This is a genomic window from Streptomyces sp. HPF1205 (assembly GCF_020400825.1).
In the GTDB taxonomy this organism is placed as follows: domain Bacteria; phylum Actinomycetota; class Actinomycetes; order Streptomycetales; family Streptomycetaceae; genus Actinacidiphila.
In genome coordinates, this window is the sequence record NZ_JAINVH010000010.1 from 192028 (window position 1) to 212793 (window position 20766).

Annotated in this window: 21 protein-coding genes and 1 pseudogene; 5 read left to right on the forward strand and 17 right to left on the reverse strand. The window is 75.5% G+C overall.

What is annotated here, in order from left to right:
- Positions 1-56 precede the first annotated feature (56 nt).
- The 6 genes and pseudogenes from K7G61_RS14330 to K7G61_RS14355 all read right to left on the reverse strand — a co-directional run bounded on the left by K7G61_RS14330 (position 57) and on the right by K7G61_RS14355 (position 6429).
- Entirely contained in the window at positions 57-1469 is a 1413-nt protein-coding gene (locus tag K7G61_RS14330) for a cellulose binding domain-containing protein (protein WP_308190633.1), read from the reverse strand.
- A gap of 199 nt (positions 1470-1668) precedes the next feature.
- Entirely contained in the window at positions 1669-2715 is a 1047-nt protein-coding gene (locus tag K7G61_RS14335) for a sensor histidine kinase (RefSeq protein ID WP_308190634.1), read from the reverse strand.
- Between the two features lie 801 nt (positions 2716-3516).
- A pseudogene (locus K7G61_RS14340) lies at positions 3517-3987 on the reverse strand (DUF5709 domain-containing protein); the annotation flags it as partial.
- Positions 3984-4523 carry a type 1 glutamine amidotransferase domain-containing protein gene (locus K7G61_RS14345; RefSeq protein WP_225847171.1) on the reverse strand — a complete coding sequence of 180 codons (540 nt, stop codon included), beginning with the start codon at positions 4521-4523 and terminating at the stop codon, positions 3984-3986. The gene K7G61_RS14345 and the pseudogene K7G61_RS14340, both read right to left, overlap by 4 nt.
- Before the next feature lie 153 nt (positions 4524-4676).
- Positions 4677-5183, reverse strand: a complete 507-nt coding sequence (locus tag K7G61_RS14350; RefSeq protein WP_374204127.1) for a DUF6328 family protein — start codon at positions 5181-5183, stop codon at positions 4677-4679.
- Entirely contained in the window at positions 5170-6429 is a 1260-nt protein-coding gene (locus K7G61_RS14355) for a glutamate--cysteine ligase (RefSeq protein ID WP_225847172.1), read from the reverse strand. Before K7G61_RS14355 ends, K7G61_RS14350 begins: the two co-directional genes overlap by 14 nt.
- A 68-nt stretch (positions 6430-6497) precedes the next feature.
- Between K7G61_RS14355 and K7G61_RS14360 the strand changes: the two genes are divergently transcribed.
- Complete coding sequence (locus K7G61_RS14360) at positions 6498-8090, forward strand: MFS transporter (RefSeq protein WP_374204128.1); 1593 nt, start codon at positions 6498-6500, stop codon at positions 8088-8090.
- 49 nt (positions 8091-8139) lie between these two features.
- On the opposite strand, the gene K7G61_RS14365 is transcribed toward K7G61_RS14360, so the two are convergent.
- A complete protein-coding gene (locus K7G61_RS14365) occupies positions 8140-8763 on the reverse strand; it encodes an alpha-ketoglutarate-dependent dioxygenase AlkB (protein WP_225847174.1) in 624 nt (207 codons plus the stop codon).
- An 88-nt stretch (positions 8764-8851) separates the two neighbouring features.
- On the opposite strand from K7G61_RS14365, the gene K7G61_RS14370 reads away from it, so the two are divergent.
- Entirely contained in the window at positions 8852-10393 is a 1542-nt protein-coding gene (locus tag K7G61_RS14370) for an ATP-dependent DNA ligase (RefSeq protein ID WP_225847175.1), read from the forward strand.
- A 184-nt stretch (positions 10394-10577) separates the two neighbouring features.
- The gene (locus tag K7G61_RS14375) at positions 10578-11234 is read left to right on the forward strand and encodes an endonuclease (protein ID WP_225847176.1); all 657 of its coding nucleotides are present in this window, start codon (positions 10578-10580) and stop codon (positions 11232-11234) included.
- Between the two features lie 92 nt (positions 11235-11326).
- Here the strand turns inward: K7G61_RS14375 and K7G61_RS14380 are convergent, their stop codons facing one another.
- From K7G61_RS14380 to K7G61_RS14420, 9 genes are all read right to left on the reverse strand, one after another.
- A complete protein-coding gene (locus tag K7G61_RS14380; protein WP_225847177.1) occupies positions 11327-13183 on the reverse strand; it encodes a complex I subunit 5 family protein in 1857 nt (618 codons plus the stop codon).
- 10 nt (positions 13184-13193) lie between these two features.
- Entirely contained in the window at positions 13194-13538 is a 345-nt protein-coding gene (locus K7G61_RS14385) for a sodium:proton antiporter (RefSeq protein ID WP_225847178.1), read from the reverse strand.
- Positions 13535-14362 (reverse strand): MnhB domain-containing protein, encoded by an 828-nt coding sequence (locus K7G61_RS14390; protein WP_374204129.1) that lies wholly within the window; start codon positions 14360-14362, stop codon positions 13535-13537. Before K7G61_RS14390 ends, K7G61_RS14385 begins: the two co-directional genes overlap by 4 nt.
- Positions 14359-14661, reverse strand: a complete 303-nt coding sequence (locus K7G61_RS14395) for a DUF4040 domain-containing protein (protein ID WP_225847179.1) — start codon at positions 14659-14661, stop codon at positions 14359-14361. The genes K7G61_RS14390 and K7G61_RS14395 overlap by 4 nt, the downstream gene beginning before the upstream one ends.
- Entirely contained in the window at positions 14658-14975 is a 318-nt protein-coding gene (locus tag K7G61_RS14400; protein ID WP_225847180.1) for a monovalent cation/H(+) antiporter subunit G, read from the reverse strand. The genes K7G61_RS14395 and K7G61_RS14400 overlap by 4 nt, the downstream gene beginning before the upstream one ends.
- Positions 14972-15268 carry a monovalent cation/H+ antiporter complex subunit F gene (locus K7G61_RS14405; protein WP_225847181.1) on the reverse strand — a complete coding sequence of 99 codons (297 nt, stop codon included), beginning with the start codon at positions 15266-15268 and terminating at the stop codon, positions 14972-14974. The genes K7G61_RS14400 and K7G61_RS14405 overlap by 4 nt, the downstream gene beginning before the upstream one ends.
- Complete coding sequence (locus tag K7G61_RS14410) at positions 15265-15795, reverse strand: Na+/H+ antiporter subunit E (protein WP_225847182.1); 531 nt, start codon at positions 15793-15795, stop codon at positions 15265-15267. Before K7G61_RS14410 ends, K7G61_RS14405 begins: the two co-directional genes overlap by 4 nt.
- A gap of 218 nt (positions 15796-16013) precedes the next feature.
- Positions 16014-16394, reverse strand: coding sequence for a hypothetical protein (locus tag K7G61_RS14415; protein WP_225847183.1), 381 nt, complete (start codon positions 16392-16394; stop codon positions 16014-16016).
- Positions 16395-16483: 89 nt separating this feature from the next.
- Positions 16484-17452, reverse strand: a complete 969-nt coding sequence (locus K7G61_RS14420; protein ID WP_225847184.1) for an LLM class F420-dependent oxidoreductase — start codon at positions 17450-17452, stop codon at positions 16484-16486.
- 295 nt (positions 17453-17747) lie between these two features.
- Here K7G61_RS14420 and K7G61_RS14425 point away from each other — a divergent pair, with 295 nt between their 5' ends.
- Both K7G61_RS14425 and K7G61_RS14430 read left to right on the forward strand, forming a co-directional pair.
- A complete protein-coding gene (locus tag K7G61_RS14425; protein WP_225847185.1) occupies positions 17748-18185 on the forward strand; it encodes a YchJ family protein in 438 nt (145 codons plus the stop codon).
- 86 nt (positions 18186-18271) lie between these two features.
- Positions 18272-18982: a hypothetical protein gene (locus K7G61_RS14430; protein ID WP_225847186.1), complete on the forward strand. Its 711-nt coding sequence runs from the start codon at positions 18272-18274 to the stop codon at positions 18980-18982.
- 148 nt (positions 18983-19130) lie between these two features.
- Here the strand turns inward: K7G61_RS14430 and K7G61_RS14435 are convergent, their stop codons facing one another.
- Positions 19131-20648 carry an MFS transporter gene (locus K7G61_RS14435; protein ID WP_374204130.1) on the reverse strand — a complete coding sequence of 506 codons (1518 nt, stop codon included), beginning with the start codon at positions 20646-20648 and terminating at the stop codon, positions 19131-19133.
- Positions 20649-20766: the final 118 nt, after the last annotated feature.

Here is a 20766-nt window from a genome sequence, read left to right on the forward strand (position 1 = left end):
CCACGCCGGCTTCGGTCGTGCCGCTGTCCGCCGGTGTCCGCCGCTGTCCGCCGCGGTCAGCTCGCCGTGCAGGTCAGCGTGGGGACCGGGTTGCTGCCGCTGTAGGTGCCCTGGAAGCCGAACTGGGTGGCGGCGGCCGGGGCGATGGCCCCGTTGTAGCCCAGGTTGGCCGCGCTCACCGAGGCACCCGACTGGGTGACGGTGGCGTTCCAGGCGTTGGTGACCTGCTGGCTCCCGGCGTAGGTCCAGCTCACCGTCCAGCCATGGGTCGGCGCCGACCCCTTGTTGGTGACGGTGACGTCGGCGGTGAAGCCGTTGCCCCAGTCGCTGGCGACGGTGTAGGTGGCCGTGCACCCGCTGCCGGTACCGCCGCCGGAGGCCGCGGTCGTGGCGGTCACCGCGGCCGAGGCCGCCGAGGTGTTGCCCGCCGCGTCGCGGGCCTTGACGGTGTAGGTGTAGGGCGTCGAGGCGGCCAGCCCGGTGTCGGTGAACGAGGTGCCGGCCGTGGTGCCCGCCAGTGTGCCGCCGCGGTACACGTCGTAGGCGGTGACGCCGACGTTGTCGGTCGAGGGGGACCAGCTCAGCGAGGCGGACGACGCGGTGGTGCCGGTCACGGTGAGGCCGGCCGGGGTGGACGGGGCCTGGGTGTCGCCGCCGGTGCTCCCGCCCGTGCTCGCGCTGAAGGAGAAGCTGTTGGTGGCCAGGCCCTGCCCGCCCTGCCAGATCTCGAAGCCCGCCTCGGCGTCGATGAGGTAGTGCGAGGGGTTGACCGAGCCGCGGTTGGTGGCGTCGGCGATGAGCGCCTTGACGTCCAGGTTGTTCACCGCGGTGGCGCCGCCCTGCAGGACGTAGGAGATGATCTTCCAGGAGGTCTGCTGGCCGGTCCACACGTCCCAGTTGTGGCCCGCCGCCGAGGAGGTGCCGGTCTTCCCGCCGAACGGCTGCACGCCGCCTCGGGAGTTGATCCAGATCATGATCTCGGTGCCGTCGGGCTGTCCCGAGGTGGTGGGCGTGGAGTTGATCCACAGGTCGTACGCGACATCGTAGGCGCCCGACGCGGGCTGCGTGGTGCTCCACGAGCTGACGGCGCTGCCCAGCTTGCTCACCTGGATGGGCAGCCCGCTGTTCGGGGTGCACTCGCCCCAGTGGCAACCCTTGAAGATGGACGGGTACGTGGCCGGGGCGCCGCCGCTCAGGTTGAAGTCGGCGGTGTCCACCGACCAGGCGGTGCCACCGGTGTAGGTGATGCACTGCTGGGCCGTGGAGTTCCACTCGTTGGCCTGGATGGTGTAGTCGCCGGCCGCGATGACGCCCTGCGGGTCGCACGTGCGCACGGTCGCGGCGTGCGCCGGCTGGATCGCGGCCGCCGGCAGCAGCAGCGCGGCGGCCGCGGTCAGGGCGGCGAGCGCCGGGCGCAGCCGGCGGCCGCGCCGCGGGCGGGTGCGGAGTCTGGCCAGGAGGCGTGTCACTTCGGTGATCCCTTCACCGGTGTGTGGGGGGAGGACCGGCCGCGGAGCCTTGGGAGCGCTCCCACGTCGATCGCACCACATGAAGCCAGTCCGCCGCCTGGCCGTCAAGGGGGTGTGCGGTGCCTTCAGGAGACGAAGGCGGACGCCGGGACCCGCGGTTCTCCGCGCCTCGCGCGCCTCAGGAGGGGGCCTGCGGGCGTCAGTGGCCGGCGGGCGACGGGGGCGCGCTCGGGACGCCGCCCCCGTGGCCGCGGCCGGGCGCGGCGGGAAGCGCCAGGTAGGCGCGGATGACGGTGCCGCGCGGGCCGGTCTGGGTGCGGACCAGGTCAGCGAGGTGGTTGACCATCAGCAGGCCGCGCCCGCCGGGCCTGCCCGGCGGGGGGACGCGGCGGCCTGCCAGCGGGTCGGCGAGCCGGCCGCGGTCGCGTACCTCGCACACGAGGTGGCCGTCCTCGGCCCACAGCCGGATCTCGCCCGACCCGCCGCCGTGCAGCACGCTGTTGGTGGTGAGTTCGGCGACCGCGAGCGACAGGTCCTCCAGCCCGGTCCGGCCGGCCCCGAACCCCGCGGCCACCCGTACCGCGAACTCCCGCGCCTCCCGCAGGCGTTCGTCGTCGAAGGCGAAGACCGCGGGGTGCCGGGGCTCGGGCAGCGGGGTGTTGTACGCGGCCACGACGTGCTCGGGCGCGTAGGCCCGGCTGCGCCGCTCGCTGCCGTTCTCGATGACGACGGGATGGGTGGCCCAGGCGTCCGCGAGCACCCCGGGGGCCAGCGCGCGGGCGTCGTACGGGCACAGGATGGTCGCCGCCCGCCCGTGGAAGGCCATGTTGATCAGGGCCTCGTGCTGGGCGCAGGCGGGGTACTCCAGTTCGCTGCGGCCCGGCCAGACCGGCTCGCCGATGATCCGGACCGGGCCCGGGCCCCGGGTGTCGCAGAAGGCGCGGAGCACGCCGGGGATGATCCGCCCCGGATTGCGCCCGGCCGCGGACATGTCGGTGAAGTGCACGGCGTCGGCGCTGCCGCCCAGGGCGGTGCGCAGCAGGGCGAGGCGGGGCGCGGGCACGGCGACCGCCACCGGCTCGCCCACGGCCAGGCCCTGGCGTACGAAGGCCACGGTGGCGTCGAGGTACTCGTCGTCTCCGCGGTAGAACAGCGCGGGGTGCGAGAAAGCCGGGTCGGGCCCCCCGCTTCCCGGGGCCGCCGATGGCTCCGGCGCCGTCCCGCGCCGGCCGTCCGCGGACTCCACTGCCCTCGCGCCCCTTCTCGCGTCCCGTACCGTTCCGCGCCGTCTCCTGCGCGCCTGCGCTGTCGGCGGGCGGCTCGGACACGTGTGCTGACCGCGCCAGTATGCGCCCCCACCTCGGCGATCTTCGCAACGGGGTCGCCGGTCCCGTCGCGCCGCGTGGCCGTCCCGGCGGCGCCCGGGGACCGGCCACGCGCGTGCCGTCCGTTCCCGCTACCCGTTGTCTATGGCCTCGAAGGCGGCGGCCAGCGTCTCGCTCTCCTCGCGCGGCACCGTCCGCTGCAGGGCGGGCACGAGGTCGCGGCGCTCGTGGAAGAGGTACTGGTACATCTGCGCCAGGGCGCCGTCCACGGTGAGGGTGTGGGTGTCCGAGGGGTGCCGGCCCATGAGGGCCCGATCGAGGATGTCCTGCAGCAAGGTGCCCTCCTGGCGGTCGCGCTCGACGACCTGCCCGGCCACGTGGTGGCGGTCGAGCACCTTGAGCACCGTGGCCTCCTTCGCCGCGTTGTGCCGGGCGAAGGTGTCGGCGAGCTGCCGCAGTTCCTCGGGCCGGTGGGCCTCGCGCATCCGCACGTCCTCCACCATCGCCAGCAGCATGCCGCCGGAGGTGATCAGGCTGGCGGCCACGCCCTCGGGGACCGCGCCGCTCCCGCCGCGCCGCTCCCGGCCCTCCCCGTCCGCGGCCTCGCCGCGGTCCCGTCGGCGGAAGGCGTGCAGCCTGCCGCCCAGCCGCCCGCGCTCGGGCGGGTCGGGCGCGGCGCCGGGCGGCGCATCCGTCGCCGCTGTCTCCCCGGTGTCGGCTCCGGCTTCGGCGCCGACGACGTGCACGGCCGCCTCCTCCGCGCTCGCCGCGCCGCCGTCGATGCCGATGTCCTCGCCGGTCACGCCGTCACGCCGGGGGTGGGCGCCCTCGTCGGGGCCGACCAGCCGGCCGGAGCGGCGGTCGCCGACCTCGTCGTCGAGCGGCTCGCCGTCGGTGTCGGAGGTGTCGCCGATGCCGTCCCCTGCCGCGCCGGGTCCCTCCGGCTCCTCCCGGGACAGCCTGCGGTCCAGCGACTCGCCCGTGCGCTGCTCGCGCGCGGTGGTGCCGGTGTCCTCCACGGCGTAGGGCCGTTCGGGCGGCGAGTACCCCTCGTCCAGGACCTCGTCCAGGCCCCGGTCCTCCAGGGTGTCCTCGGGTTCCAGGGGACCGGTGTCCTCACGGATCTCGCTCCGGTCCGGCTGGTAGACCTCGTCGCCCATGCCGGACTCGTCGCCGCCTCGGGGGTCTGTCATGTCAACGCACCCACTTCACGAAGGACCGCCTGGTTGAACGCCGGCAGGTCGTCCGGTTTCCTGCTGGTGATCAGCGTGCCGGGAGCCGCCCGGCACACCTGGACCTGCTCGTCGACCCAGGTGCCGCCGGCGTTGCGGATGTCGGTGCGCAGGCTCGGCCACGACGTGAGCGTGCGGCCGCGCACCTCGTCGGCCTCCACCAGCGTCCAGGGGGCGTGGCAGATGGCCGCGACAGGCTTGCCGGCCTCGAAGAAGGCCTTGACGAAGGCGACCGCCTTGGCGTCCATCCGCAGGAAGTCCGGGTTGGCGACCCCGCCGGGCAGCACCAGAAGGTCGAAGTCGTCGGCCGCGGCCTGCTCCACGGTCGCGTCGACGGGGAAGGTGTCGGCCTTGTCCAGGTGGTCGAATGCCTGGATCGTGCCGGAACGGGTGGACACCAGCTGCGGCGTGTCCCCCGTCTGGGAGAGCGCCTGCCAGGGTGATGTCAGTTCGACCTGTTCGACGCCCTCGGGTGCCACCAGGAATGCGGTTCGCACGGAACCTCACGTCCTTTCGGTCCTACGTCGACGGGCGGGAGGACGAGGGACGGCCGGTGCCTTCCCCGCCTTCCGCGACTACGCACCGTCGCCTACCCGGGCGTCCGGTACGGAAACGGGCATTGCGCTCGCCACCACGTCTCCATCATGCGCTCACCGGTCGCCGGACGCGCTGCGGTACCTGGTCCACAGCGGCAGGACGAACCAGCACAGCACGAACCACGCCACGATCACCGCGACCAGCCAGACCGCCCCGCTGTCGCGCATCGCCAGCCGCAGCACCAGCAGCATCGAGGACGTCATCGTGCACAGCAGCAACAGCAGGCCGAGCACGGTCAGCCGGGACGCCACGGTGACCGTCTGGCTCTTCAGCCGCCGGCCGGTGAGGATGCGGTGCATGGCGACCGGCCCGACCAGCGCGCCGGTGGTGGCCGCGCCGAGGAAGACCGTGACGACGTAGATGTGCCGGTCGGTGTCCGACAACTGGGTGAAGCGCTGCTGGAAGACCACGGTCAGCAGGAAGCCGAAAAGGATCTGCACACCGGTCTGGGCGACCCTCAGCTCCTGCAGCAGGTCCCCCCAGCGGCGGTCGGCGCGCTCGTCGGGGGTCTCGTGACGGCCCCACTCGTCGACGCCGCGGTCGTCGTCATCCTCCGCCATGTCCGTATCGCTCCTTCCCGGCAGTGCCCGACCCGGCGGGCAGGGTCATCCTCTCCCCCTCCGGCGGGTGACCGCGCGTCGCGCCGCTCCCCTGCGCGCCGGACCCGCCGGCCGCGCCGGCCTTCCGCGTCCCGCCGCCCGGGACGCCGTGCAGCGGCGCGATCAGGTCGAGCAGCTCGCCCAGGCCGCCGTTGGACATGGCCCGGCGCTGCCGGCCGGCACCCGTACCGTTCTCAATCAGGCGCCGGACGCCGTCCGTGACGCGGTCGGTGTCGCCCACGTCGTCCAGGGCGGGCCCGATGTGCTCCAGCAGCGCGCCCACCACCTCGGCGGCGCTGCCCGGGGTGCCGTACCGGGGGTCGACCAGGTCGTTGTCCAGGCCGTGCCGGGCGGCGTGCCAGCCGGATGCGTACAGGATGCTGCCGGGCGGGTCGAGCGGGCGCACTCCGTGCCGAGCCTCGCGCAGCGCGGTCGCGACCAGGCCGCGGGAGATGCCGGCGAGGGTGACCGCGCTGTCGACGTCGAGCTGGACGTCGGGGGCCCGCACCTCCAGGGTCGGGTAGCCCTCGGACAGCCGGGCGTGCCAGTAGATCTGCTTGCGGTCCCGGATGACCCCGGTGGCCAGCACCGCGCCGACCCGGCGTTCGTACTCCGCGCCGCCGGAGACGAACGGCGGCGAGCCGCTGACCGGCCAGCGGCCGAAGACCACGGTGCGCCAGCTGGCGAAGCCGGTGTCGCGGCCGTCCCAGAACGGGGAGTTGGCGCCGAGCGCGACCAGCACCGGCAGCCACGGGCGCAGCCTGCCCAGCGCTGCGGCGCCCGCCGACCGGTCCGGCACCGCGACGTGGATGTGCATGCCGCAGATGAGCTGCTCGTCCACCAGGCGGGCCGCGTCGGCGCGCATCTCGCGGTAGCGCCTGCTCTGTGTGACGGGCACCGTGTGGCCGGCGGACATCGGGGCGCCGCCGGTCGCGGCCAGGCGGCAGCCCGTGCGCTCCGCGGCGGCCGCCACGGCCCGGCGGAAGCGGGTCAGATGGGCGGTGACCTCCTCCAGCCCCGAGCACACCGGGGTGGCCACCTCGATCTGCGCCTGCAGCAGCTCCCTCTCGACCTCCCCGCGGCCCAGCACAGGTTCCAGGTGGGCCGCGGCCTGCACCAGGCCGGCGCTCGGCGACGGCAGCCCGGTGCCGCCGTCGAGCAGCAGGTACTCCTCCTCCACGCCCAGCGTGGGCCCCATGGTCGTCATGCCGGCTCGCCTACCCCGGATGGGGGACCCCCACCGCATGACCGCCGGCCCGCCGGGGCACACAAGGCATGGCGGCCGCAGGTGCCGGGCACGCGACCGGCGTACGCGCGGGACGCGCGAGGGAAAGGACTCACCCCGTGGGCACAGCGCAGGGCCCCGCGCCCGAACACCCCGGCGACGGGCCCGGCGACGGTCCGGACCGGCGCTGGCCGGCCCTGGCGGTGTGCCTGACCGCGAGCTTCATGACCCTGCTGGACATCAGCATCGTCAATGTCGCCCTGCCGTCCATCCGCACGGGCATCCACGCCTCCCAGAGCGGCCTGCAGTGGGTGCTGTCCGGCTACGCGCTGATGTTCGGCCTGGTGCTGGTGCCCGCCGGACGCACCGGAGACGTCCGCAGCCGGCGTGCGGTGTTCATGGTGGGCCTGGCCATGTTCACCGCGACCAGCGCGCTGGCGGGCGCCGCCCGCGACGAGACGTGGCTGGTGCTGGCGCGGCTGCTGCAGGGGCTCGCCGGCGGCATCCTCGTACCGCAGGTGTCCGGCTTCATCCAGCAGATGTTCCGCGGCGCCGAGCGGGGCAGGGCGTTCGGCATCCTCGGCTCGACCATCGGCGTGTCAACGGCGGTCGGCCCGCTGCTCGGCGGGCTGCTCATCCAGGCCTTCGGACCGCACGAGGGCTGGCGGTGGGTGTTCTACGTCAACCTGCCGATCGGCCTGGCCGCGCTGCCGCTGGCCCACCGGCTGCTGCCCCCTCCCCCGCCGCCGGAGGACGGCCGTAAGGCGCGGGGCGACCTCGACCCGGTCGGGGTGGGCCTGCTGGGCGTGGGCACGGTGGTGCTGCTGCTGCCGTTCGTCCAGGAGCAGCAGTGGAAGGGCGCGCTGAAGTGGCTGCTGGTGCCGCTCGCCCTCGCGATCCTCGCCGGCTTCGCCGGCTGGGAGCGGTTCTACGCCCGGCGGCGCGCCCCGCTGGTCGACCTGACCTTGTTCCGGCAGCGTTCCTACGGCCTCGGGGTGCTGCTGTCGCTGGTGTACTTCGCCGGTTTCACCGCGATCTTCTTCATCCTCACCCTGTACCTGCAGAACGGGATGCGGTACTCGGCGCTGGAGGCGGGCCTGTCGATCATGCCGTTCGCCCTGGGCTCCACGGTCGCGGCGACGGTCGGCGGCCGGATCGTGAGCCGGTTCGGCCGGCCGCTGGTGGCGGTGGGGCTGGGCATGGTGCTGGCCGGGCTGCTGGCGGCGGCGCTTGCGGTCCACCTGGACACCGGCCGCACCGTGGGCTGGGCGACGGCCGGGCCGCTGCTGTTCGCCGGCCTCGGCAGCGGTCTCGTCATCGCGCCCAACCAGACCCTGACGCTGAGCGAGGTGCCGGTGGCCCGGGCGGGCAGCGCGGGCGGCGTGCTGCAGACGGCGCAGCGGATCGGTTCCGCGGCGGGCGTCGCGGCGGTCGGCTCGGTGTTCTTCTCGCGCGTAGGCGCCGGTCACGCGGACTGGGCGGGCGGTTTCCAGCTCGGCGTCCTGACCGCGACGGGGCTCGCCGCGCTGGCCCTGGTGGTGGCGCTGCTCGACATCTTCGGCGGTGGCTCCCGCCCGCCGGCGGCCATGTCGCGGCCCTGTGAGGGCCTGGCCCAGGAGCCGCGGCCCGCGGGCCGCGGCTGAGCGGTGGCCGGCCAGGCCCCCGTCGGGTTCCGGGCGACCGCGCGCGGCGTCAGTTGACCCCGCGGGGCCGGAACTGGACGCTGATCCGGCCGCCGACGTCCGCCCGCGTCTTGGGCACGGCGTGGTCCCAGGTGCGCTGGCAGGAGCCGCCCATGACGATCAGGTCGCCGTGGCCGAGCGGCCGGCGCACCGCGGTGGGCCCGCCGCCGCGCGGACGCAGCAGGAGCGGCCGCGGTTCGCCGAGGGAGACGATGGCGATCATCGTGTCCTGGGCGTCCCCGCGCCCGATGCGGTCCCCGTGCCAGGCGACGCTGTCGCGCCCGTCGCGGTAGTAGCACAGCCCGGCGGTGACGAACGGCTCGCCCAGCTCCGCCGCGTAGTGCGTGGTGAGCAGGTCGCGGGCCTCGGCGAGCACGGGATGCGGCAGGGGTTCGCCCGCGCCGTAGTACGACAGCAGGCGCGGCACCGCGACCACGTTGTCGTACATCTGGCGCCGCTCCTCGCGCCACGGGACGCCGCCGGCGAGCTCCTCGAACAGGTCGTCGGCGCCGGCGAGCCAGCCGGGCAGGACGTCGATCCAGGCGCCGCGCCCGAGGTGGGTGCGGCGTGCCGCGGCCAGGTCGCCGAGGGCGGGGCCGCCGGCGGCGAACAAGGACGCTTGCAGGTGGTGCATGCTTGCCACTTTACCGCAGTATCGTACAGACATTCGAACAGTCGATGCCTCCCGCGCGTGATGGCGCGGCCGGTCGCAGGATGGGGTCATGCTCTTCGCCGAAGTCGCCCGCGTCTCCCGGGAGATCGCCAGGACCTCCGCCAGGTCCCGCAAGACCGCGCTGCTGGCCGGCTTCTTCCGGGCGACCGAGCCCGAGGACGTGCCGATTGCCATCGCCTACCTGGCCGGCCGGATGCCGCAGGGCCGGCTCGGCGTGGGCTGGTCCGTGCTGCGCGACCGCGCGGCGCCCGCGGACCGGCCGTCGCTGACGGTACGGGAGGTGGACGCGGGCCTGACCGCCGTCGCGGAGGTGTCCGGCACCGGCGCGCAGGCCGCCCGCCGGGCGCTGCTGCAGGACCTGTTCGCCCGGGCCACCGCCGATGAGCAGCACTATCTGCTGGGCCTGATCACGGGTGAGGTGCGGCAGGGCGCGCTGGACGCCGCCGCCGTGGAGGGGCTCGCGGCGGCGACCGGCGCCGCGCCGGCGGACGTGCGGCGGGCGGTGATGCTGGCGGGCGCGCTGGAGCCGGTCGCCCGAGCCCTGCTGGCGCGCGGCCCCGGGTCGCTCGGGGAGTTCTCGCTGACCGTGGGCCGGCCGCTGCTGCCGATGCTGGCGAGCACCGCCGCGTCGGTGGCGCAGGCCCTGGCCAAGCTGGGGCCGTGCGCGGTGGAGGAGAAGCTGGACGGCATCCGGGTGCAGGTGCATCGCCACGGACTGGGCGTGCGGATCTTCACCCGCACGCTGGACGACGTCACGGTCCGGCTGCCCGAGATCGTGGCGGCGGCCGAGGGTCTGCCCGCGCGGGAGTTCGTCCTGGACGGCGAGGTCATCGCCCTGGACCCGACGGGCCGCCCGAGGCCCTTCCAGGAGACCGCGGGCCGGGTCGCCTCCCGCGTGGACGTGGCGGCGGCGGCCCGCGCCCTGCCGGTGCACGCGGTGTTCTTCGACGTGCTGTCGGTGGGGGGCCGCGACCTGCTGGACGAGCCGTACACGCGGCGGCACGCCGCCCTGGAGGAGCTGGTGCCGGCGGAACTGAGGGTGCGCGGCGCCCTGGTGTCCGACCCGGCCGACCCCGACCAGGCGCGGGCGGCCGAGGAGTTCTGGTCGCAGGCCCTGGACCGCGGGCACGAGGGGGTCGTCGTCAAGGCCGCGGGCAGCCCGTACGCGGCGGGCCGGCGCGGCACCTCCTGGCTGAAGGTCAAGCCCGTGCACACCCTCGACCTGGTGGTGCTGGCAGCCGAGCGCGGCCACGGCAGGCGCACCGGCAAGCTCTCCAACCTGCACCTGGGCGCCCGTGCCGAGGACGGCTCGTTCGTCATGCTCGGCAAGACCTTCAAGGGGCTGACGGACGCCCTGCTGGACTGGCAGACCGAGCGGCTGAGTGAACTGGCGGTGCGTGACGACGGCTTCACGGTGACCGTCCGCCCCGAGCTTGTGGTCGAGATCGCGTACGACGGCGTCCAGACCTCGCCGCGCTACCCGGCGGGCCTGACGCTGCGCTTCGCCCGGGTGATCCGCTACCGCGAGGACAAGACCGCCGACCAGGCCGACACGGTGGCGGCGGTGCGCGCCGCCCACGCGGCCGGCTGAGCGGGCCGGCCGGCGGCACGGCGGGGCGGTACGGCGGTGGGCGCGACGGCAGGCACGCATGGCGGGCGCCCGGACGAGCGGTTGCCGCGGGGCGCGGCCGGGTACCCGAGGTGCGCGGTCACCGGCACCGGCCGCCCGGCGCCGCGGGCGCCGGTCCCCCGCGCACCGGCAGGAGGTGGAGCAGATGGCCCCGACACAGCGCGACACCGTACGGGCGCTGCTGGAGGAGTACGGGCGGACGTACGCGCAGCAGGCGGGTATCGCCCTGAAGGACACCCCGCAGCCGCTGTATCGGCTGCTGGTGCTGGCCTGCCTGCTGAGCGCGCGGATCCGGGCGGACACCGCGGTGGCGGCGGCCAGGGAGCTGAGCGGGTCGGGGATGCGCGACCCCCGGCGGATGGCCGAAGCGAGTTGGCAGCAGCGGGTGGACGCGCTCGGCCGCGGCGGCTACCGGCGCTACGACGAGCGGACCGCGACCCAGCTCGGCGACGGCGCCCGGCTGGCCGCCGAGGAGTACGGCGGCGACCTGCGCGAGCTGCGCCGACGGGCGGGCGGCGACGTGGACCGGCTCAGGCGGGAACTGCGCCGCTTCCCCGGGCTCGGCCCGACGGGCGCCGACATCTTCCTGCGCGAGGCCCAGGCGGTCTGGCCCGAGGCGGCGCCGTACATCGACGGCAAGGCCCTGCGGGGCGCGCGCGAGCTGGGCCTGCCCGACGAGCCGAAGGCGCTCGCCGCGCTCGCGGGCGACGCGGGACCGGCGACGCTGGCCGCCGCGCTGGTGCGGGTGGCGCTCGACAAGGACGCGGCCGGCCGGGTGCGCGAGCACGCGCGGGCGGCCTGAGGGCCGCCGGGGCGGCCGGGGCCGCGGGCAGGCGCGTGGGGCGCCGACCACGCCGCGGGGGGCCGCCGCTGCATCTGCGGCTACATCTCCACCTACAGCTGCGCCCCGAGCGAGATCAGCAGCACCGCCAGCCCCACCGTCAGCCAGGCGACGTAGTCGCCGAGCAGGCCCGAGTGCAGGCGCCGCAGCGGCAGGACGAGCCGCCGGTCGCCGGTGGCGGCGGCGCGGCGGACCCGGGCGGCGGCCGGGAGGCGGCCGGGAAGCCACACGGCGGCCGCGGCAGCGGCGGCGGCCAGGGCCGCGGACAGCAGGCCGAGCAGCACGCCGGCCGGGGTCCAGCCGGCCTCGGGGACGGGCCGGGCCAGGGCGGGCGCGGGCAGGCCGAGGACGTCGGCGACGTAGCCGGTGCGGTCGTCGAAGGCCAGGGACGCGCGGGCCACGGCCTCGCCGACGCCGGGCACGGTGCCGACGAGGAGGGCGCCGAGCAGAAGCGCCGCCGGGACACCGGTCATGGTCGGGGGCACCCGGCGCCTGGGGTCGCGGACCTCGGGCTCCTCGCCCTCACCGGTGGTCTCCACGTCCGAGTGGCTGCGGGTGGGCCGCGGACCGGCGCCCCAGAAGACCCGCAGGGCGGCGCGGAGCACGGCGCCCCCGGTGAGCGCGGACACCAGCACGTACACCGCGGGCAGCCAGGGCGCGTACCACCCGGCCGCGTGCTCGGCGACCGCCTTGCCCAGTCCGGTCCCGAACGGCGGCAGCCCGGCCAGCGCGAGCCCCCCGACGGCGAACAGCACGCCGGTGCCGGGCGAGCCGCGCCCGCGCCCGTACAGGCCGTGCTCGTCGACCGAGCCGTGCTGGTCCAGCAGGACACCGGTGAGGCCGAACAGGGCCGCCTTCACCCCGGCGTGCCCGGCCACGTACAGCGCCGTGCCGGTGGTGGCGCCGGGGCGCAGCAGGCCCAGGCCCAGCAGCCACAGCCCGGTGTGGCCGATGGTGGAGAAGGCCAGCAGCCGCTTGAGGTGCCGCTGCTGCCAGCACATCACCGCCCCGGTGACCGCGGTCACCACACCGAGGCCGGCCATGGTGCGGGTCCAGGCGTCCGGTGGGATCCCGCCCGGTCCCGCGAACACCACCAGGTACACGCGCGCCGCCCCGTACACCCCAAGTTCCACCATCACGCCCGACATCAGCATGCACACCGGGCTGGGCGCGACCGCGTGGGCGTCGGGCAGCCAGAAGTGGAACGGCACGGCCGCCGCCTTGACCAGCATGCTCACGACGATCAGGACGAACGCGGTCACGGTCAGGGCGTCCGCGCCGCGGCCGGCCAGCTCCTGGCCGGTCTGGGCCATGCCGAGCTCGCCGGTGCGGGCGTAGAGCAGGCCGATGCCGAGCAGGGAGGCGTACGCGGCCAGGGAGTTGACGACGCCGAAGGTGAGGGCGCCGTGCAGCGGGCGGGGGTCCTCGATGCGGTAGCCGGTCAGCGCGTAGGCGACCACGCCCATCAGCTCGAAGAACACGAAGGCGTTGAACAGGTCGCCGGTCAGGGCGAATCCGCACATGCCGGCCTCGAACAGCAGCAGCAGCGCGGGAAAGGCACCCGGATGGCCGCTCGGCGGTTCGTCGAAGTACCGCCAGGAGTAGACGAGTACGGCCAGGATCAGGGCGGTGACCAGCACGGCGAGGCCGATGCCGATCCGGTCGCCGACCAGGACGATGCCCACGCCGTGCCCGCCGTGCGGCCGCCAGCCGCCGATCCACGACACCACCCGCCGGTCCCCGGCCCGCGCCCACAGCAGGCCCAGGCACGCGGCGTCGGCGGCGGCGAACGCGGTGGCGAGCACGTCCACCGCCGGACGCGGCAGGAAGCGGCCGACGAGGACGAGGACGGCGGCGCCCAGCAGCGGGATCGCGACGGCCAGCGGGAGGAGGTCGACCGTGTCCGGCACCGGCGCCCCCTCAGCCCTTCAGATCGGTGAGGTGTTCGGGGTCCACGGTCCCGGTCCGCTTGCGGATCTGGATGACCAGGCTCAGCAGCAGCGCGGTGATGGTGGCGCCCACCACGATGTCGGTCAGCACCAGCGCCTGCACCACCGGATCGACCACGGGAGTGCTCGTCGGCACGTCGGCGAAGACCGGCGCGGTCGCGCCGCTGCGGTAGCCGACACCGAGCAGCAGCACGTACGTGGACGACTGGGCGACGGCCAGGCAGCCGACGGCGTGCACGAGGTTGCGGCTGGTCACCAAGCCGTGGACGCCGACGAGGAAGATCCAGCCCGCGGCGAGGAAGGGTACGAAGCTCACCGGCCGTCATCTCCGTCGCGGTCGTCATCTCCGTCGCGGTCGTCGCGGTCGTCGCGGTCGTCGCCGGGTGAGCCCGCCGGATCCGCGCCGTTCCCGTCCGGCGAGGCGATCTCCACGGCCTGGTCGAGGAACTGGGCCAGCAGCACGATCACTCCCGAGGCGACCTCGACACCGACGGCCGCGTTCACCAGCGGTACCAGGCCGGCCGAGGACAGCGTGCCGAACGTGCCGAGCGGGACGACGTTCTGCAGGTAGGCGGCGCCGGCGATCAGCCCGGCCAGGCCGAGCGCGGTGAAGGCGCCGGCCCCGACCGCGTCGAGCGCGGAGAAGAACGCCAGCGGCCGCACCCGGCGCAGCACCCGGTAGTCGGCGGCCACGTACGCCACGTGCAGCCCGGTGGCCAGCACCACCCCGCCCTGGAAGCCGCCGCCCGGGCTGAGCTGCCCGTGGGCCACGACGTACGCGCCGACCAGCACCGTGACCGGCAGCAGGCCCGCGCCGAGCAGCAGGGTGGACGGCAGGACCCGGCCGGGCTCGGGGGCGGCGCGGTCCTCGTCGCGGGCCCGGCGCAGCAGCACCACCGCGCCGAGGACCGCGCCGAACAGGATGGACTCCTCGCCGAGGGTGTCCAGGGCGCGCTGGTCGAAGTTGACCGCGGAGACCACGTTGGCGGTGCGGTGGTCGAGCGCGGCTCGCACCGCGCGGGCTCCGTAGGGATGGTGCCGCGTACCGAAATCGGGCAGTCCGGCGCAGGCGGCGGCGAAGGCCGCGGCGAACACCGCCGCGGCGGCCAGGAACAGCACGGACCTGGCGGTTCGCGTCACTTGCCCTCCTCCCGGCCGCCGGGCCCACGGCCCTCCTCGTCGAGTGCGCCGCGCCGTACCTTGCGCACCGTCAGGAGGATCAGCAGGGGCGTGACCGCGCTGCCCACCGCGAGCTGCGAGAGCGCCACGTCGGGGGCCTGCGCGAACAGGAACAGCAGGGACAGGCTCAGCCCGAGGACGGCCAGCACGACGGACTGCCGTACCGGGTCACGGGTCCAGGCGGCGGCGGTGGCCGTCACGGTGACCAGCGCGAGGGCGGCGATCACCAGGTAGTCGACTGCGGCGGGCGCGGTGTTCATGCCGGCGGCTCACCGCCGCCCGGCGCGGGCTCCTCGCCCTGCCGGGCCATGACCCGGCCGATGACGATGGTCAGCGCGGGCCCCGAGACGGCCGTCAGCGCCCCGATGACCAGGACCTTCACCGCCTGGCGGCCGCCGCCGGCGTCCAGCGCGAGCGCCAGGCAGATCAGCGGCACCCCCAGGCTGGTGGCCGGCGCGAGCGCGTGCAGCCGGGTGTACGGGGTGGGCAGCACGGTCAGCGCGAGCGCGGACAGCAGCAGTGCGGCGCAACCGCACACCAGCAGGGCGACGGCGAGGACATGACCGGCGTTCACCTCTCCGCCCCCGCGCGCCGCCATTCACCGGGGGTGCGCCCCGTCCCGCCGGCCAGACAGCGGGCGAACACCAGCGTCCCGGCGGGCGCCAGCACCGCGCCGACCAGCGCCAGGTCCACGTACGAGGTGCGGTGCATGCCGCGCGCGGTGAGCAGGAAGACGGCCACGGCCATCACGCCGGCCAGCGCCATGGCGGCCAGTCGCTGCCGGGGTTCGCCGCGGCAGGCCCGCCACAGGCACGGCGCGAACCCGCCCGGCAGCAGCACGCAGGCGGCGGACAGCCACACGTTCACGGCAACCTCCTTCCGCCCAGGGCCCGTTCGACGGGGGAGGGCGGATCGGCCAGCACGTGAACCGTCAGGTCGTGCCCGGGGCTCGGGGTGTCGGCGGACGTGTCGGGGGAATCGGCGGGGGAATCGGCGGGGCCGGTGATGTCGATGACGCAGCTGCCGGGACTGGCCGACAGCAGCGTGGCGCCGATCGCCGCGCTGGTGTCGCGCGGCAGCCGCACGGTCACGACGGTGCCGAACTCCCGGGCGCCGCGCAGGGCGCGGAAGGTGGCGGCGGCCAACTGGCCGGTCTCGCGCAGCAGCGTGAGCGGGAAGGCCGCGGCGGCGGACGCCAGACGCGGTCCCCACCGCGCCTTCGGGTGCTCGGCCCTCCGCAGCGCCTCGGCCGCGATCGCGCCGAGCAGCGCGAAGCCCGCGCCGACCATCACCTCCAGCGGCGGGACGCCGGAGATCAGGACCACGTACAGCAGGAACAGCAAACCCCACCACACCAGTACGCCGACCGCGGCCGCCACCGCTCCCCGCACCATCCGCGATCGCCTCCCTCGACCTTCGGCCCTCGCCCCTCGCCCGCGTCCGGCGGACTCCGCCCGGTATACCCGGCGGTCCGGGGCGCGGCGCGGTCCCCGCGGGGACACGCCCTTGCGGGCCACTCCGATGCCACGGGCACGTCTGTCCCCGTCCGCGGTCCCGAAACCGGGGCAGGCCCGGCCGCCCTGGTTCCGGGCCCGCGGACGGGCCGCCGCGCCTACCGGTTGGCCAGCCGGAACGTGACCTCCTCCTCCTGGTCGCCGGAGGCGGTGCCGAGGATCCGGACGGCGAACGCCTCGGCGAGGCTCTCGCGCAGCCTGTCCACCGCGTGGTAGCCGCCCTGGGCGGTGACGGTGACCGGCTCGGTCAGACGGGCCGGGCCGGGCAGCCCAAGGGTGCGGGAGACGTCGAACGTCGCGGTCCACACGATGGGACGCCCGTTCGGCGCGTCGCCCGGGGCGTCGTCCCGGGCCCGGTCGGAGGCGAAACTGCCCTGGAGCGCGGCGAGCACGGCCTGCGCGTCCTCCTTGCAGCAACTGTCGAGGGTGACCGTGACGTGCGCGGCGGGGTCGGTGGCCTGGTCCTGCGGGGTGCTCACGGTGGTTCCTTCCTGCCTGGCGGGACGAGAACAGCGGGCGGGCAGCGCCGCGGTCGCAGGCGGGGCGACGGGGCGCGGCCGGCGGGCGGTCAGAAGGCGTCGCGCAGTGCGGGCAGCAGCGCCTTCTCGGCCCAGTCCAGGAACGGCTCCTGGTGGTCGCCGCCGATCTGGACGAGCGCGACCTCGTCGAACCCCGCCTCCGCGAACGGACGCACCGCCTCGACGAAGGCGCCGACGTCGTCGCCGCACGGGATCGCCTCGGCGACGTCCCGCGGCCGTACGAACTGCGTGGCGCCGGCGAAGCCGGCCGGGTTCGGCAGTTCCGAGTTGACCTTCCAGCCGGAGCCGAACCAGCGGAACTCGTCGTGCGCCCGGGCGATCGCCGCGTCGCGGTCGGTGTCGTAGCAGACCGGCACCTGGCCGACGCGGGGCTTGCCCGACCCGCCGTACTTGTCGAAGGCGGCCAGCAGTGACGGCTTGGGCTCGGTGGAGACGGCGAGGTCGGCGAGCCGGCCGGCGATCGCGCAGGAGCGGTCGCCGGAGACGGCGACCCCGATGGGCGGCGGGGTGTCGGGAAGGTCCCACAGCCGGGCGCCGCGCACATCGAAGTGGCGGCCCCGCTCGCTGACCTCGAAGCCCGACAGCAGGGTTCTGATGATGCCGACGGCCTCCTCCAGCTTCTCCAGCCGGACCGAGGCCGCGGGCCAGCCGCCGCCCACCACGTGCTCGTTGAGGTTCTCCCCCGAGCCCAGGCCCAGCCGGAACCTGCCCTCGGACAGCAACTGCATGGTCGCCGCCTTCTGCGCGACGACCGCCGGGTGGTACCTGGTGGTCGGACAGGTCACGTACGTCATCAGCGGAATGCGGGTGGTCGCCTGCGCGGCGGCGCCCAGCACGCTCCAGGCGTACGGCGAGTGGCCCTGCGACTCCAGCCAGGGGAAGTAGTGGTCGGAGGTGACGGAGAAGTCGAAGCCCACCCGCTCGGCGGCGACCACGTGGTCGACGAGGTCCCTGGGGCCGGCCTGCTCCGTCATCATCGTGTACCCGATTTGCACCATGGTGAGCGCTTTTCCGTCCGGCGGCGGACAAAACCAGCGGGTGCGGCCAATGGCGGCGGACCGTTCGGCTGGAACGGGGGCCGCGGGCGGCCGACGGCGGGCCGCGCGGGCGGCGGACAGCGGGTCCGGGCGGGAGCGGGCGGGACCGGGGGCGGGTGGGAGCGGGAGCGGTTGGGACCGGGAGCGGGCGGGAGCGGTTGGCGGACGGCGGGGGCACGCGGGCGCAGGTGGACGCAGGTGGACGCGGACGGCGGGGCCGCGCGGGCGGGCGTGGGCCGGATGGGACAATCGGGTCATGCCGCGACGCCGTACCGTCCCCACCTCCCCCGCCTCCCCCGCCCCGCTCGGCCCTTCGGCTCCGTGCCCCTGCGGTCTGCCCGCGACGTACGGGGAGTGCTGCGGGCTCCTCCACGCGGGGAGCGGCGCCGCGCCCACGGCGGAACGGCTGATGCGGTCCCGCTACAGCGCCTTCGTCGTACACGACGCCGGCTACCTGCTGCGCACCTGGTCCGCCGCGACGCGGCCGCCGTCCGTCGATTTCGACGCGGACCTGCGGTGGACCGGTCTGGAGGTGCTGGCCACCGAGGGTGGCACCGCCTTCCACGAGGAGGGCAGGGTCGACTTCCGGGCCCGCTTCCGCATCCGCGGCCGTGACGGCGAGCAGCGCGAGAACAGCCGTTTCGTGCGCGAGGCGGGACTGTGGGTGTACGTGGCGGAGGTCCCCGGGGCGTGACGGCGGGCGCCGAGGCCGCCTTGTCGCGCTGAGGACGAATCAGCTGGTCAGGGGTTTTGTCAGTGGGTGCCTCTACCGTTTTCCGCATGGACTCGATGGGGATCCGCGGGGAGGCGGTCATGGGGACGGGGTTCAGCGGGGAGATCGTGACGGGACGCAGCGCGGCGCCGCTGCCGCAGGCGCCCGTCTTCCGCCGCGCCGGGTGGTCGGTGTCGGCGCAGGACGTGCGGCCGGGCGGCTGGCAGTCCGTGCGGTGCGGGTACGGCGGGTCGGCGGCCGACCCGCCGTCGGTGCTGCGGGACCTGGTCGCGTGGACGCGGGCGCCGGCGTGCGCGGTGTCCGTCCACGGCGGGCGGTACGGGCTGGCCCGCGGACTCACCCCGGCCGGCGGCTGGTGGGAGGCGTGGCTGAACCTGGACGCGGCCGCCGAGAAGCTGGCGGAGGTGCCGGACGACGTGTCCGATCCGGCGATGTGGATCGGCGGCCCCGGTTTCGCCGCCGCCGTCGCCCGCAAGCGCGCCGCCCTGGACGCGGGCGTGCCGGTGGACGCCCGCGGCGCCCTGGCCTGGGCCCGCGCGGCGGGCTTCGGCGGGGACCGGGATCCGGCGCGGGTGGAGGCGGTCCTGCGCTCAAAGGCGTCCTCCGTCGAGCCGCTGATACCCGCCCTGTTCGCGGCCCTCGGCTTCCCGCCCGCATCGCCCGCGCCCTCGAACCCCGCGGCCTCGAACCCTGGGGGCCCGCACCGGCCGTCCGACCGTCCCGAGCCGCTCGCGCCGCGCACGGCCGTGCTGCGCTGACCCCGCCCTCGCGCCCGGAAGAGGGCGTGCGGCCAGGGACGGGGAGGGTGGGGAGCGATACCGCGGTCCGGGGCTGCCGCCTGCGCGCACCGGAAAGGGGGCGGCGCACCGGGCGCCCGCGACGCGGCCCGTCGCACCGGAGCCGGGCTCAGGCCACCGGATTCCTCGCGTCGTAGCGGACGAAGCCGCGCTGGAGGAGGCCGACAAGGGTGATGGCCGCGACGCAGGCCAGGCCGCCGCCGACGACGGCCGCGGTCGGCGAGAAGAGGTCGCAGACCGATCCGGCGAGGAAGTCGCCCAGGCGCGGACCGCCGACGACCACGACGAGGAAGACTCCCTGGAGCCGGCCGCGCATGTCGTCGGGGGCGGCGGCCTGGAGCATGGTGTTGCGGAAGACCATGGAGACCGTGTCGGCGCAGCCGGCGAGGGCGAGGAAGAAGAGGCCGAGCGGGAGGTCGCGGGTCAGGCCGAAGACGGCCACGGCCAGGCCCCAGGAGGCGACGGCCACGAGCACGGCCAGGCCCTGCCGGTGGACCCGGCCGAGCCAGCCGGAGAACACGCTCCCGAGCAGTGCCCCGGCCGCGGGCGCCGCGGCCAGGAGACCGACCGTCCGGGAGTCGCCGCCGTACCAGAGGCCGGCTATCGCCGGGAACAGCACGCGCGGCTGCGCCAGCACCATGGCGGCGAGGTCGGAGACGAAGGTGGTCCGCAGGTTGGGGCGCCCGGCCAGGTAGCGCAGACCGGCGGCGACCGAGGGCCGCCGCCGCTCCGCACCCGCCTCGGCCGCGGGCCCACCGGCCCCCGCGGGCCCGCCGTCCCCCGCGGCCGTTTCCACCCGCGCGCGCCGGTCCGCGGACCCACCGACCCCCGCGGCCGCGTCCGCCCGCGCGGGTCCGCCCGCGCCGGCTTGTGCCGGCCTGCTCCCGTCCGCTGCCGCGCGTTCTCCGGCGGCCCGGGCCGCGCCGCCGGACACGTCGCCGGGGAGCATGGCGGGCAGCCGCCACATCGCGTACAGGGAGGCGGTGAAGGCGGCGACATCGACGAGGTAGGCGGCCTGGTAGCCCCAGAAGCCGACGAACACCCCACCGAGCATGGGTCCGGCCATCTGGCCGACGCCGCCGGCCAGTGAGGCGAGGGCATTGGCGGCGGGCAACTGCTCGGCGGGCAGGAGCCGGGGGATCATGGAGGAGCGGGCGGGCGAGTTCATGGCGAAGCAGACCGCCTGGAGGGCGACGATGGCGTAGAGGGGCGCCACCACGCGTATGTGCGCGATCGAGACGGCGGCCAAGGCGGCGGACAGCAGCAGTGCGCCGGTGGCGGTCACCAGGCCGAGCCGGCGGCGGTCGACCACGTCGGCGACCGCGCCGCCGTACAGTCCGAAGGCGACCAGCGGGACCAGGGTGCACAGGCCGACCAGGCCGACGTGGAAGCTGGAGCCGGTGAGGGCATAGACCTGCAGGGCGACGGCCATGGACGTCATCTGCTGGCCGACGTAGGAGACGGTGTTGCCGAACCACAGCCGCCGGAAGTCGGGGTGTTCGCGCAGCGGGCGGATGTCGGCGAGCAGCCGGGAGCGCCGCTCGGCGGTGGCGGTCCGCGGTGTGCCGGGACGGGCCGCCCGACCGTCGGCGCCTTCCGCGCGCTGTCCCTCTTCGCTGTTGAGCACGGGGAACCGTAGCAACCGCGCCCGGGCCGCCCGCGTCCGGGTCGTCCCGCCGTTCGGTGGAGTACATGGGAAACCGGCTGGTGGCGGGGGTCGCCCCGGCTTAAACTGTGGGTGATGT

What these genes read in the sequence shown, in the direction of transcription:
- K7G61_RS14420 (WP_225847184.1), bottom strand. Translation starts at nt 17,452, where the DNA reads ATGGTGCAAATCGGGTACACGATGATGACGGAGCAGGCCGGCCCCAGG.
- K7G61_RS14365 (WP_225847174.1), bottom strand. Translation starts at nt 8,763, where the DNA reads ATGCACCACCTGCAAGCGTCCTTGTTCGCCGCCGGCGGCCCCGCCCTC.
- K7G61_RS14430 (WP_225847186.1), top strand. Translation starts at nt 18,272, where the DNA reads ATGGACTCGATGGGGATCCGCGGGGAGGCGGTCATGGGGACGGGGTTC.
- K7G61_RS14350 (WP_374204127.1), bottom strand. Translation starts at nt 5,183, where the DNA reads ATGGCGGAGGATGACGACGACCGCGGCGTCGACGAGTGGGGCCGTCAC.
- K7G61_RS14425 (WP_225847185.1), top strand. Translation starts at nt 17,748, where the DNA reads ATGCCGCGACGCCGTACCGTCCCCACCTCCCCCGCCTCCCCCGCCCCG.
- K7G61_RS14410 (WP_225847182.1), bottom strand. Translation starts at nt 15,795, where the DNA reads ATGGTGCGGGGAGCGGTGGCGGCCGCGGTCGGCGTACTGGTGTGGTGG.
- K7G61_RS14395 (WP_225847179.1), bottom strand. Translation starts at nt 14,661, where the DNA reads ATGAACACCGCGCCCGCCGCAGTCGACTACCTGGTGATCGCCGCCCTC.
- K7G61_RS14360 (WP_374204128.1), top strand. Translation starts at nt 6,498, where the DNA reads ATGGCGGCCGCAGGTGCCGGGCACGCGACCGGCGTACGCGCGGGACGC.
- K7G61_RS14370 (WP_225847175.1), top strand. Translation starts at nt 8,852, where the DNA reads ATGCTCTTCGCCGAAGTCGCCCGCGTCTCCCGGGAGATCGCCAGGACC.
- K7G61_RS14355 (WP_225847172.1), bottom strand. Translation starts at nt 6,429, where the DNA reads ATGACGACCATGGGGCCCACGCTGGGCGTGGAGGAGGAGTACCTGCTG.
- K7G61_RS14375 (WP_225847176.1), top strand. Translation starts at nt 10,578, where the DNA reads ATGGCCCCGACACAGCGCGACACCGTACGGGCGCTGCTGGAGGAGTAC.